This is a genomic window from Azospirillum palustre (genome assembly GCF_002573965.1).
Taxonomy (GTDB): Bacteria; Pseudomonadota; Alphaproteobacteria; order Azospirillales; family Azospirillaceae; genus Azospirillum; species Azospirillum palustre.
Genome location: NZ_PDKW01000041.1, coordinates 243,356 through 255,681, shown reverse-complemented (window position 1 = coordinate 255,681; position 12,326 = coordinate 243,356). Strand labels below are relative to the sequence as shown.

Below are 12,326 nucleotides of genomic sequence, written 5' to 3'. Positions count from 1 at the left end.
GCAATGACCACACCACGGGTGCGACAAAGCGCGCCTTGACAGGAATTTCCACCTATTGACGGTACCGTCAATTATTCGTCACCATGTCAAATATGCAGAGCGGCCGGCATCGATCAATAGCCCTGCCGCCCTGCCTCAAGACCAACATACGGGCGGATCGCGCCGCCCTTCGTAAGGGAGACGATGGACATGCCGGTTTCGGGCACACCCGCGCCTGCCGCACATCAGTCGGCGGATCAGGCGGCGACGGCGGGATTTCTCAACACCGACTGGAACCCACGCGACCTTCCCGACGGCACGCTGACCCGCAACGTGGCGCTGCGCACGGCCGACCGGGCGGCGACGGGGGGCACGCTCTATGTCCGCGGGCGCAGCGACACGGTCGTGTGCATCATGCACCCGCGGGAATTCATGGCCTGCCATTACCTTGTTCCGGACATCGTGGAGGCCGGCTTCGCCGCCTGGTCCCAATCGCCGCGCTCCGTCGGCAACGACAGCCGGCTTGAGCACGAGACGGCTCTGTTCGATGTCGCCGCCGGGCTGTCCTTCCTGCGCGCCCAGGGCTTCCGCCGCATTGTCCTGCTCGGCAACTCCGGCGGCGGCAGTCTCTACACCTTCTACATGCAGCAGTCGCAGTTGGCGCCGGAGCGGCGGATCGCCCGCACGCCCGGCGGGCGGCCGACCAATCTCGCGTCGCTCGACATGCCGGTGGCGGATGGGCTGGTGCTGGTCGCGCCACACCCCGGCCAGGGCATGCTGCTGATGGGATGCATCGACCCGTCGGTGACCGACGAGGATGACGCGCTGTCCGTGAATCCGGCGCTCGACCCCTTCAGCCCGGCGAACGGCTTCGCGGAGCCTCCGGGACCGTCCCGTTACTCCCCGGACTTCGTCGAACGCTACCGCTCCGCGCAGCAGGCCCGGGTCGTGCGGCTGGACGAACGGGCGCATGCCCTGATCGCGGAACGGCTGGCGGCGCGCAGGCGCGCCAAGGAGACCGGCAGCATCGACGACCGGCGGCGCGGCGCCCACACGCCACTCATGACCGTTTGGCGGACCGATGCCGACCTGCGCTGTTTCGACCCCAGCCTCGATCCTTCCGACCGCGGCTATGGCTCCCTGTGGGGGCGGGATCCCTTCGCCTCCAACTACGGCGCGGTCGGCTTCGCCCGCGTCTGCTCCCCCGAGGCGTGGCTGTCGACCTGGTCGGGCCTGTCGTCGAACGCCGCCCTGCACAAGACCGCGGCAGCCATCGAACAGCCGTTGCTGCTGGTCGAGTACACCGGCGATGTCTCGACCTTCCCCTCGACTGCCGCGGCGCTGTTCGACCGCTTCGCCACAGGACGCAAAACCCATCTGCGCATCCGCGGCGATCACCACGGCCGCGCACTGACCCCGGACGAGGAGCCGGGGCGCTACGCCGCCGGCCGGGCGGTCGGCGGGTGGCTGCGCGACCATTTCGGCGGCTGAGCGCCCCAATCAACTGGAATTCAACGATACGAATTCAGGAGACCAGCATGCTTGACCAACCTGCGACCAGGCTCCGCCTGCGCGGCGTGGACCATACCGCCCGCCCGACCTGGAAACTGCGCGAAACCGTGGAGTTCTACCGCGACAAGCTGGGCCTGCCGCTCGTCCATGTCATCTCGGCACGCGGCTGGGGTCCGGCCACCCATCCCGACTTCCTGCATTTCTTCTTCGACAGCGGCAACGGCAGCACCATCGCCTTCTTCTATTATCTCGGGTCCGACCAGCCGGAGGCGCTGGAAGGGCGCGCAGCGATGCCGCCGCTGCCGGACGACCACGTCTTCGATGCGACCCACACCGCCTGGCTCGTCGACAGCGAGGAGGAACTGAAGGACTGGAAGCGGCGCCTGGAAGCCGAAGGTCTGACGGTCTCGGTGGAGACCACGCACGAGGTGATCGAGTCCATCTACGTGCGCGATCCCAACGGCTATTTCGTGGAGATCACCCGCAAGCTGCGGCCGCTGAACGCCATCGATGCCACCGACGCCGCCCTGACCCTGCGGGCCGCCCTGGACGCCGAAGACGCCGCATCCGCCGAAGGCCGGCGCGTTGTCGCCATCGACGAGATCTGGACACGGAAGTCCAGGTTGCTCGATACGGACGGCGGTCCCGCCGCGGCGGTCAGCATCTTCGTGCCGCGGCTGGAGGAATTCGCCAGCCTGACCCGCACGGCCCGCGGGCGCGGCGACTGCACCGTCACCGCGCTGGACACCCACGACCGGATCGACGCCGCCGGGCCGGTCGAGTTCCGGCGTCGTGCACTCGGGCTGAAGCCGGCGGTCTGGTACGGACTTTTCACCGGCGGCATCCGCGGCCGGATCGAGGTCTTCGACCGCGACCGCGTCGTCATCGCCCCCGCTGCTTAAGGCGGCCCGCGCATCAGAACGCATCGAGGGGAGGACAGAGATGACAGGAATCCGCAATCCCATAAGCGGAGTCGTCTACACACCGGCCGATCGGGCCGAACGATACCTTGCCGACGGAGCCTGGATCCCGTCCACCGTCGGAGACGTGCTGCGTGCCACCGCAGCGCGCCATCCTGACAAGCCGGCTCTGATCGGCGACGAGCGGACCGTGACCTTCGCCGAACTGGACGGGTCGAGCGACCGGTTGGCCGCGGCGCTGCTGGCGCTGGGCCTTGCCGCCGGCGACCGCGCGATTTTCCAGATGGGCACGACGATCGAGACGGTGATCGCGCTCGCCGCCTGCTTCAAGGCGGGGATCGTCCCCGTCTGCACGCTGCCGCAGCACCGTGAGGTGGAGATCGGCGAGCTGGCCCGGCAGAGCGGCGCCCGCGGCTACTTCGTCCAGGCGGATTTCAGCCGCTTCGACCTCGTCGGGTTCGCCGTGTCCATGATGGAACGGCACCCCGGCCTGCAACATCTCGTGGTCGCGCGGGGCGGGCGGTCCGCCGGACTGGCGCTGGAGGACCTGATCGCCGCCGTTCCGGCGGAAACGGCGCGCGACCGGCTGGCCGGCATGCCCTTCGGTCCGCAGGACGTCCTGACCTTCCAGCTGTCCGGCGGCACGACCGGACTGCCCAAGATCATTCCGCGCTTCCATGCCGAATATCTCGGTCATGTGCGGCACCTGATGGGGCTCTACGGGATGACGGCGGACAGCCGCATCCTGTGGTCGCTGCCCCTGCTGCACAATGCCGCCCAGGTCTATGCGCTGGTGCCGATGATGCTCGGCGGCGCGACCGTCGTCCTGATGCCGAAGGTCGACATCCGGCGCATGCTGGAGCTGATCGAGGCGCACCGCGTCACCCACGCACTGTCGGTCGGCCCCATCGCACCGCAGCTGATGGGCTACGCGGACATCCGGCGGCACGACCTGTCCTCCCTCCGCCTGTTCGCGACGATGAGCCGTGCCGACACGCTGGAGGAGCACATCGGCGTGCCCTGCTCCAACCTTTACGGCATCACCGAGGGGTTGCTTCTCGGCTCGCCGGCGGACGCCCCGACCGAGCGGCGGCACCGCACGCAGGGCACCTCCGGCTGTCCGTTCGACGAGATCCGGCTGCTCGAACCGGGAACCGAGACCCCGGTGCCTCCCGGCCAGATGGGCGAGCTGTGCTTCCGCGGCCCGTCCAGCCTGCGCGGCTACCTCGACAGCGCGGCGGCGAATGCCGGGGCCTTCACGTCCGATGGCTTCTACCGCACGGGCGACATCATGACGGCCCATGTCGTGGAGGGGCAGACCTGCTACGCCTTCGAAGGGCGCCTGCGCGACAACGTCAACCGCGGTGGCGAGAAGATCGGCTGCGAGGAGGTGGAGGCCTATGTCAGCCGCCATCCCAGCGTCGCCGACGCCAAGCTGGTCGCCATGCCCGACCCTGTCTATGGCGAGAAGGGCTGCATCTTCATCATCACCCGGCCCGGCATGCCGGCTCCGGACGTGCAGGAGCTGGGCGCCTTCCTGACCGGTTGCGGGCTTGCGAAATACAAATGCCCGGAGCGCGTCGAAGTGCTGGACGAGTTCCCCCTCACCCGCGTCGGCAAACTGAACAAGCCGGCGCTGAAAACACTGATCGCCGACATGGTGGCGGCTGAATCCACGGCAGGTGCGGCATGACGCCCAACGACTTCACAGCAACCGAATACATCGTCGGCACCAACCCCCTGGTGATCCGCCGCCGCGTGAAATGGGGGGAATGCGACCCGGCCGGCGTCGTCTATACCGTCACCTTCAGCGAATACGTCATCTCGGCCGCGGAGCTGTTCTACGGCAGCCTGTTCGGCACCACCCCGCAGCGTGCCAAGGACGAGCAGGGGTTCGGCACGCCCACCCGCGCGCTCGACTTCGACTTCCGCCGGTCGCTGCGGCCGGACGAGGAGTTCGAGATGACCGTCACGGTCGGGGAAATCCGGAACCGGACCTACGTGCTGCGGATCTGCGCCCGCACGCTCGATGGCGACATCGCGTTCCTGGCGCATCTGACCCCGGTCTGCGTCGCCCGCGGCGAACGCCGCTCCATCGACATCCCCCCGGCATTCCGGCAGGCGCTGGAACGCTACCACAACGCCTGTGCGGCAGAAGGCTGTGCGGCGGAAGGAGGCCCGGCATGAAGATCACCATCATCGGAGGCGGGCCCGCCGGCCTTTATTTCGCCCTGCTCGCCAAGAAGCACGACCCGGCGCACGACATCCAAATCCTGGAACAGAACCCGCGGGGCGCCACCTACGGCTGGGGTGTCGTCTTTTCCGATGTCGGCCTTTCCTTCCTGAAGGAGGCGGACCCGGATTTCTTCGCCGAATTCACCGCCGGGCACGAATGCTGCGACTACATGGAAATCGTGCACCGCGACACCCGCGTGCAGATCCACGGCAATCACTTCTCCCGCACCGCCCGGCTCGCCATGCTGGAAACGCTGGAGCAGGCCTGCCTGCGGGTGGGTGTGGAGATCCGCCACGGCGAACGCATCACGGACATCGACGCGCTGGCGCGTGACGCCGACCTGCTGGTCGGGGCCGACGGCGCCAACAGCGCGGTGCGCCTGCACTACGCCGAACAGTTCCGCCCCAGCTTCGAACGGCGACGCAACAAGTTCGCCTGGTACGGCACGCGCCAGCGCTTCCATCCCGTCTCGCTGATCTTCCGCGAAACCGCGGCGGGCGTATTCATCGCCCACAGCTACCAGTACAGCCCGGAATTCAGCACCTTTCTGGTCGAGGTCGATCCGGAGACGTGGCTGCGCGCCGGCTTCGACCGGATGAGCGAGGAGGAGAGCAGCCGCGCCTGCGCGGAAATATTCCGTGCCGACCTCGGCAGCAACCCGTTGCTGACCAACCGGTCGCACTGGTTCGAGGCGAACATCGTGCGCAACGAGCACTGGTACCACGGAAACGTCGTGCTGCTGGGCGACGCGCTGCGCACCGTGCACTTCTCGCTGGGGTCCGGCACCCGCATGGCCATGCAGGACGCCATCGCGCTTCACCACGGGATCGTCGACCATCCCGGTGACCTGACCGCCGCCTTCCAAGCCTTCGAAGCGCAGCGCCGCCGGTCCTCCTCCAGCTTCCAGGGAGCCGCCGCCCGCAGCCTGGACTGGTACGAGACGGTCGCCGGCAAGCTCCATCTCGACCCCGTCGGCTTCGCCTACGACTACATGCGGCGCACCGGGCAGGTCAGCCACGAGGATTTGCGCCGCCGCGATCCGCATTTCACCGCCGCCTACGAGGCGCAGAACACCGACGAACCCCTGGGGAGGACGGCATGAACACGGTCAGCGTCTCCGACGTCATCGGGCGCAGCCGGTTGGGCGGCCTGCAGTTGCGGGTCGTCGCGCTCTGCACCCTGTGCATGATCGTCGACGGTTTCGACGTCCAGGCCATGGGCTATGTGGCGCCGGCGATCATCGGCGACTGGGGCATCCGGAAGGCGGACCTCGGCACCGTATTCGGTGCCGCGTTGCTGGGCATGACCCTGGGCGCCCTGGTCATGGGCATGATCGCCGACCGGTTCGGCCGCCGTCCGGTGCTGATCGCCGCCATGCTGTGTCTGGCACTCACCAGCTTCGCGACCGCGCAGGCCGCCAGCGTCGAGGAACTGCGATGGATGCGCTTCCTGACGGGCCTGTGCATGGGTGCGATCGTTCCGAACGCCGTGGCCCTGGCCGGGGAGTTCAGCCCGGCGCGGGTGCGCATCACCCTGATGATGGTCGCCTCATCCGGCTTCATCCTCGGCGGCGCCTTGGGCGGGGTCGTCGCCGGCCTGCTCATCCCGGCCTATGGCTGGCATGCGGTGTTCCTCGCCGGTGCGGCCGCCCCGCTGCTGCTGGGCGTGGCGATGCTGGCCCTGCTGCCGGAATCGCTGCAATACCTGACGGTGAGGGGGCGGAAGCTGGAGCAGGTGCGACGCTGGCTTGTCCGGATCGAGCCGGACCTGCCCATCCACGACGACACGATCCTGGCTGCGGCCGACCGTCCGGCGCGCGGTGCGCCGATCCTGGAGCTGTTCCGCGGCACGATGGCGGTGGCAACGCCGCTGCTGTGGCTGCTGAACTTCATGAACCTGCTCGCCGCCTATTTCCTCGCCAACTGGCTGCCCGTGATCATGACGGAGGCCGGTCATCCCGCCTCGGCAGCGGTGATGGTGGGAACGATCTTCTGGGTCGGCGGGCTGGTCGGCAACCTGCTGCTCGGCTGGCTGGTCGACCGGCACGGCTTCGGCCCGACCCTGGCGATCAATCTGCTGGCCGGCGCACTCGGGGTGGCGCTGATCGGACAGGTCTCCGGCTCGCTGGGGATCGCGGGCGTGGTGATCGCGGTGGCCGGCTTCTGCATCCTGGGAGGACAGTCCGCGTTGAACGCGCTCGCCGCCGCCTTCTACCCGACACCGGTTCGCTCGACGGGTGCGGGCTGGGCGCTTGGCATCGGCCGGCTGGGATCGATCTTCGGGCCGGTCATCGGCGGAGAACTGATGCGGCTGAACTGGTCCACCGCAGACCTTCTGGTGGTGGCCGCCATCCCGTGCCTGATCGCGCTGGCCGGCAACCTGCTGCTCTGGGCGCTTGGCCGGCTGCCGCGCACAGCCGGCAGCACGGCCGGCGCGCTTCCCCCGCAACCCGCCCGATCCCGCAGCTGAGGAACCGCATCATGACCCGCACCCACCGTATCGGGCAGATCGTGCCCAGTTCCAACACGACCATGGAAACCGAAATCCCGGCCATGCTGCGCGCCCGCGAGGCGGTGCTGCCGGAGCGCTTCACCTTCCATTCCAGTCGGATGCGCATGCACCGCGTGGTGAAGGAGGAGCTGGAGGCGATGAATCGTGAAGGCCTGCGCTGCGCCGCCGAACTTGCCGACGCCCGCGTCGACGTGATGAGCACGGCCTGCCTCGTCGCCATCATGGCGATGGGCCTCGGCCACCACCGCACTGTGGAGCGCGAACTGGCCGAAGTCGCCCGCGCGAACCACTGCGCGGCGCCGGTGATGACCTCGGCCGGCGCGCTGGTCGAGGGGCTGAAGGCGCTCGGCGCGCGCCGCATCGCCCTGATGGCGCCCTACACCCGTCCCCTGACCGAGCTGGTGGTGGCTTACATCGAGCATGAGGGGATCGAGGTGATCGACTGGCGCTGTTTCGAGATCGCCGACAATTTGGAGGTCGGCCGCCGGGACCCCATGCGGCTGGTCGAGGACGTGCGTTCGCTGAAGACGGCTGGGGCGGACGTCGTCGTTGCCTCGGCCTGCGTGCAGATGCCATCCCTGCCGGCGATCCGCCCCATCGAGGAGATGCTGGGCATCCCGACAGTCTCCACCGCGGTCTGCACCGTGTACGGCATGCTCACCCGTCTGGGCCTGATCCCCGCAGTTCCTGGCGCCGGGGCGTTGCTGGCGGAAGGCGGATCGATCCCGCGCTGACTGGCTGTGATATGACGCCCTGGGGCACTGTCACACCAAAGATGGCGGCTCGGCGGCTGTGACGGCATTCACATCGAATGAACCGATCACACTCTATCCGTTGCCGGACGAGCCATAAGGTGGCCCCTCTTGTCGAACGACCACCTCGAAAGCCCATCAGATTACTCCCAGACGGGCATGGGAGCTTGACGTGTCGCTGACAGCCGCCGGCTTGATGCGGAACCATGCCGCATAGAGAGCCGGGAGGAACAGCAGGATCAGCACCGTGCCGACCGCCGTACCACCGATCAGCGTGTAGGCCATCGACCCCCAGAAGACGGAATGCGTCAGGGGGATGAAGGCCAGCACCGCGGCAAGGGCGGTCAGGATCACCGGCCGCGTCCGCTGCACCGTGGCTTCGATGACGGCGTGATAATCGTCGAGGCCGGCCGCCTGGTTCTCCTTGATCTGTTCGGTCAGGATCAGCGTGTTGCGCATCAGGATGCCGGCCAGGCCGATCAGCCCCAGGATGGCGTTGAAACCGAAGGGCTGGTTGAAGGCGAGCAGCATGGGCACGACGCCGACGACGCCGAGCGGTGCGGTCAGCAGGACCATCGCCATCATCGAGAAGGACCGCACCTGCAGCATGATGAAGACCAGCATGGCGGCGATCATGACGGGGAAGACCTTGCCGAGTGCCGTGTTGGCCTTGACGGATTCCTCGATCGATCCGCCCATGTCGATGCGGTAGCCGGCCGGAAGCGAGGCGATCAGCGGCTGAAGGGCCGTCATGATCTGCTTGGAGACCTCCGGCGGCTGGGTCGCCTCGTTGTAGTCCGAGCGGATGGTGATGACGGACGTCCGGTCCCGGCGCTTCATCATGGGTTCTTCCAGACGAATCTCGGCATGGCCGATCTGGTCGAGCGGGATCTGCTGGCCGGTCCGGCTCGTCAGCGAGAAGTCGGCCAAGCGCGCCGGGTCCAGGCGTTCGCCGCCGGCGCTGCGCGCCACGATGGGGACATTGCGGATGTCCTCGCGCACCTGGGTGACGGCGATCCCGGTGAGAAGGAACTGGAGCTGCTGCCCGACCTCGGCCGGTGAGAGGCCGATGAGGTTCAGGCGATCCTGGTCGGGCGTGAAGCGGAGCACCGGCGTGCGGTTGCCCCAATCGCGGTTGGCCTGCCGGACATCGGGCACGCTGCGCATGATGGCGAGGGCCTTTTCCGAAATGTCGTAGAGCTTTGCCGGATCGGGGCCCATCACCCGGAATTCGACCGGGAACGGCGTGTAGGGTCCGAACACGAGCTGGGTGACACGCACGTAGGCCTCGGGCGCCAGTCCCTGCGCCACACTCTGCCGCAGCCGGTGCTTCAGGGCCTCGCGCGTCTCGGCGTCCGGCGTCAGCACGACGATCTTGGCAAAGGCCGGATCGGGCAGTTCGGGCGACAGGGCGATGAAGAAGCGGGGAGCGCCCTGCCCGATATAGCTGGTGACGATCTTCGCCTCCGGCTGATCGGCCAGCCAGCGTTCGATCTTTTCGACCGAAGCCGTCGTCGTCTCGATGCTGGTGCCTTCCGGCAGGCGGACCTCCACCAGCACCTCGGGGCGGTCAGAGGTCGGGAAGAACTGTTGCTTCACGCCGCCCATGCCGACGATGGCGGCGGCGAAGGCGAGGCCGACGACCCCGCAGGTCACGAACCTGTGGCGCACGGCGAAGCTGATGATCCCCCGCAGGCGCCGGTAGTTCGGGGTGCCGTAGATCGCCTCGTGACCGCCGGGGACCGGTTTGATCGCCGGCAGCATCCTGACGCCCAGATAGGGCGTGAAGATCACTGCCACGATCCAGGAGACGATGAGGGAAAACCCGACGACCCAGAAGATGTTGCCGGCATATTCGCCGGCGGTCGAACGCGCGAACCCCACCGGCAGGAAGCCGGCGATGGTCACCAGCGTGCCGGACAGCATCGGTGCCGCCGTGTGGCTCCAGGCATAGGCCGCCGCCCTGATGCGGTCGACGCCCTCCTCCATCTTCACCACCATCACCTCGATGGCGATGATGGCGTCGTCCACCAGCAGGCCGAGCGACAGGATCAGCGCGCCGAGCGTGATGCGGTCGAAGAAGCGGCCGGTTTCCAGCATGATCAGGAAGACGACGGCGAGCGTCAGCGGCACGGCGGCGGCCACGACGATGCCGACGCGCCAGCCGAGGCTGAGCAGGCTGACCAGCAGCACCACGCCCAGCGCCATGGCGAATTTGATCATGAACTCGTCGACCGCCGAGGTGATGTTGACGGCCTGGTCGGTCACCTTGTCGAGCGTCATCCCGAGCGGCAGCGACCGCGCGATGCCGGCCGCCCGCTCCTCCAGCGCCTTGCCGAGCGCCAGGCCGTCCCAGCCCTCCTGCATGACCGTCGCCAGCATGACGGTGGATTCGCCCTGGTGGCGGATGATGTAGGTCGGCGGATCCTCGTAGCCGCGGCGGACCTCCGCGATGTCCGACAGCTTCAGCGTCCGTCCGGCGGCGGCGATGGGCGTGTCGGCAATCGCCTGCACCCCGTCATAGGCGCCGTCGATCCGGATGAAGACCTGCGGTCCCTGGGTGTCGATGGAACCCGACGGCGTGACGGTGTTCTGCCGCTGCAAGGCGGCGATGATGTCCTGGGCCGACACGCCGAGGGTCGCCAGCCTGGCATAGGAGAACTCGACGAAGATCCGTTCGGGCTGCTCGCCCAGGATGTTGACCTTCTTGACGCCGGGCACATGCAGCAGGTCCTGGCGGATCGTCTCCGCCTGCCGGGCCAGCTCGCGCATCGGCAGGCCCTTGGCCTTCAGCGCATAGAGGGCGAAGCTGACGTCGGAATATTCGTCGTTGACGAAGGGGCCGAGCACGCCGGGCGGCAGGTTGCGCGTCTCGTCGCCCATCTTCTTGCGGGCCTGATAGAACTCCTCCTGTACCCTGGCCGGCGGCGTGCTGTCCTTCAGCGTCAGCGTCATATAGGCGTAGCCGGGCCGCGTGGTCGTCTCCACCCGGTCGTACCAGCTCAGTTCCTGAAGGCGCTTCTCCAGCGGTTCGGCGACGAGATCCTGCATCTCGCGCGCGGTGGCGCCCGGCCAGACGCTGGTGACCGTCAGGGTCTTGATGGTGAAGGAGGGATCCTCCGCCCGTCCGAGCATGAGGAAGGCGAAAGCGCCTCCCGCCGCCAGCAGGAGGATGAAGAACAGGGTGACGGCCCGTTCACGGACGGCGATGGCGGAAAGATTGAGGCTCATCACTGGACCCCGCTCTCGGAAGCCGTCCTGACAGCGGCCCCATCCTGGAGAAGATGGGCGCCGAGCGACACCACCGGGTCGCCGAGGCCAAGCCCGGAGATCACGGCGGTGTCGCCGCTCACCCGGACCAGCCGGACCGGCTGGAATCGCACCGTCGAGCTGGCGCGGTCCAGGGTCCAGACACCGGTTTTCCGGCCGTCGTCCAGCACGGCTCCCAGCGGCACCTGCATGTTGTCCGTCTGGCCCGTCCGGTTTGCCATCTGGCCGGTCAGCCTGATGGTGACCGTCGCGCCGAGCGGTGCTGAGGCGGCGTCACCGTCGAGCACATAGCGCGCCTCGTAGGTGCGGGTCTGGGCATCGGCGGCGTCCGACAGCTGGCGCAGATGCGCGCCGTAGCGCTGCCCGGCGGCACCATAGAGGCTGGCTTCGGCCGAAGAGCCGATCTGCGGCCGGATGGTTTCCGGCAGCGCCACCACCGCCTCGCGCGGGCCGGCCTGGGCAATCCGGACGACGGTCTGGCCGGCGGCGACGACCTGTCCCGGCTCGCCCAGCGTTTCGACCACCGTTCCATCGCTGTCGGCCACCAGGACCGAGTAGGTCGCCTCGTTCTCGGCGACCCGCGCATCGGCTTCCGCACTGGCGAGCTGCGCCCTGGCGGTGTCCAGCGCGGCCTTCGCCTGTTCATGACGCTGCCGGGTGGCCCAGCCGTCGTTGACCAGACTGGCGTAGCGCCGCTCGTCCGCCTGGGTCTGCACGGCCGTTGCACGCGCCGCGGCGACCGCGTTGCGCTTTGCCGTGAGGGCGAGGCGCAGGTCGGTCTCGTCGATGCGCATCAGCGGCTGGCCGGCCTTGACCGGCTGCCCGACCGTCGCCAGCCGCTCGATGATCTTGCCGGGGACGCGGAAGCCGAGATTGCTCTGCACCCGCGCCCCGACCACTCCGGTAAAGCCGCGCTCCGATTCGGCGACCGGAACCGCCGCGGCAAGCCGGACGACCGGCGCCTCCTGCCGGGGGTCGCTCACCGCCGACGCCTCTTGTGTGTGCATGGAAAGCGTCACGGCGACGGCGGCGCCCAGCGCCGCCGTCAGAACGCCACCCGCCACGACAATGGGTTTCTTTTTCATGCCCGCCGCCCCGATCAATTTAGATTGCGTACGACATCTATATTGGTTATAGAGTTCGAAC

At 68.1% G+C, this 12,326-nt stretch carries 9 protein-coding genes; 7 read left to right on the top strand and 2 right to left on the bottom strand.

Features of this window, described 5'->3' with window-relative positions:
• Positions 1-189: 189 nt before the first annotated feature.
• Genes CRT60_RS14870 through CRT60_RS14840 form a run of 7 tightly spaced genes read left to right on the top strand, consistent with a single transcriptional unit; the run spans position 190 to position 7,892 of the window.
• On the top strand, positions 190-1,470 hold the full coding sequence (locus CRT60_RS14870; RefSeq protein ID WP_098737867.1) for an alpha/beta fold hydrolase: 1,281 nt from the start codon (positions 190-192) through the stop codon (positions 1,468-1,470).
• 47 nt (positions 1,471-1,517) lie between these two features.
• The gene (locus CRT60_RS14865) at positions 1,518-2,393 is read left to right on the top strand and encodes a VOC family protein (RefSeq protein ID WP_098737200.1); all 876 of its coding nucleotides are present in this window, start codon (positions 1,518-1,520) and stop codon (positions 2,391-2,393) included.
• 40 nt (positions 2,394-2,433) lie between these two features.
• Complete coding sequence (locus tag CRT60_RS14860) at positions 2,434-4,104, top strand: AMP-binding protein (RefSeq protein ID WP_098737199.1); 1,671 nt, start codon at positions 2,434-2,436, stop codon at positions 4,102-4,104.
• Positions 4,101-4,598 carry an acyl-CoA thioesterase gene (locus CRT60_RS14855; RefSeq protein WP_098737198.1) on the top strand — a complete coding sequence of 166 codons (498 nt, stop codon included), beginning with the start codon at positions 4,101-4,103 and terminating at the stop codon, positions 4,596-4,598. Before CRT60_RS14860 ends, CRT60_RS14855 begins: the two co-directional genes overlap by 4 nt.
• Positions 4,595-5,749, top strand: coding sequence for an FAD-dependent monooxygenase (locus tag CRT60_RS14850; protein WP_098737197.1), 1,155 nt, complete (start codon positions 4,595-4,597; stop codon positions 5,747-5,749). The genes CRT60_RS14855 and CRT60_RS14850 overlap by 4 nt, the downstream gene beginning before the upstream one ends.
• Complete coding sequence (locus CRT60_RS14845; RefSeq protein ID WP_098737196.1) at positions 5,746-7,116, top strand: MFS transporter; 1,371 nt, start codon at positions 5,746-5,748, stop codon at positions 7,114-7,116. Before CRT60_RS14850 ends, CRT60_RS14845 begins: the two co-directional genes overlap by 4 nt.
• Before the next feature lie 11 nt (positions 7,117-7,127).
• Entirely contained in the window at positions 7,128-7,892 is a 765-nt protein-coding gene (locus CRT60_RS14840; RefSeq protein WP_098737195.1) for a maleate cis-trans isomerase family protein, read from the top strand.
• Positions 7,893-8,048: 156 nt separating this feature from the next.
• On the opposite strand, the gene CRT60_RS14835 is transcribed toward CRT60_RS14840, so the two are convergent.
• Positions 8,049-11,141, bottom strand: a complete 3,093-nt coding sequence (locus tag CRT60_RS14835) for an efflux RND transporter permease subunit (RefSeq protein WP_098737194.1) — start codon at positions 11,139-11,141, stop codon at positions 8,049-8,051.
• Positions 11,141-12,265, bottom strand: a complete 1,125-nt coding sequence (locus CRT60_RS14830) for an efflux RND transporter periplasmic adaptor subunit (RefSeq protein WP_098737193.1) — start codon at positions 12,263-12,265, stop codon at positions 11,141-11,143. The genes CRT60_RS14835 and CRT60_RS14830 overlap by 1 nt, the downstream gene beginning before the upstream one ends.
• Between the last annotated feature and the right edge of the window lie 61 nt (positions 12,266-12,326).

Coding starts and splice junctions, on each gene's coding strand:
- CRT60_RS14870 (WP_098737867.1), top strand. CDS start 190: ATGCCGGTTTCGGGCACACCCGCGCCTGCCGCACATCAGTCGGCGGAT.
- CRT60_RS14865 (WP_098737200.1), top strand. CDS start 1,518: ATGCTTGACCAACCTGCGACCAGGCTCCGCCTGCGCGGCGTGGACCAT.
- CRT60_RS14860 (WP_098737199.1), top strand. CDS start 2,434: ATGACAGGAATCCGCAATCCCATAAGCGGAGTCGTCTACACACCGGCC.
- CRT60_RS14855 (WP_098737198.1), top strand. CDS start 4,101: ATGACGCCCAACGACTTCACAGCAACCGAATACATCGTCGGCACCAAC.
- CRT60_RS14850 (WP_098737197.1), top strand. CDS start 4,595: ATGAAGATCACCATCATCGGAGGCGGGCCCGCCGGCCTTTATTTCGCC.
- CRT60_RS14845 (WP_098737196.1), top strand. CDS start 5,746: ATGAACACGGTCAGCGTCTCCGACGTCATCGGGCGCAGCCGGTTGGGC.
- CRT60_RS14840 (WP_098737195.1), top strand. CDS start 7,128: ATGACCCGCACCCACCGTATCGGGCAGATCGTGCCCAGTTCCAACACG.
- CRT60_RS14835 (WP_098737194.1), bottom strand. CDS start 11,141: ATGAGCCTCAATCTTTCCGCCATCGCCGTCCGTGAACGGGCCGTCACC.
- CRT60_RS14830 (WP_098737193.1), bottom strand. CDS start 12,265: ATGAAAAAGAAACCCATTGTCGTGGCGGGTGGCGTTCTGACGGCGGCG.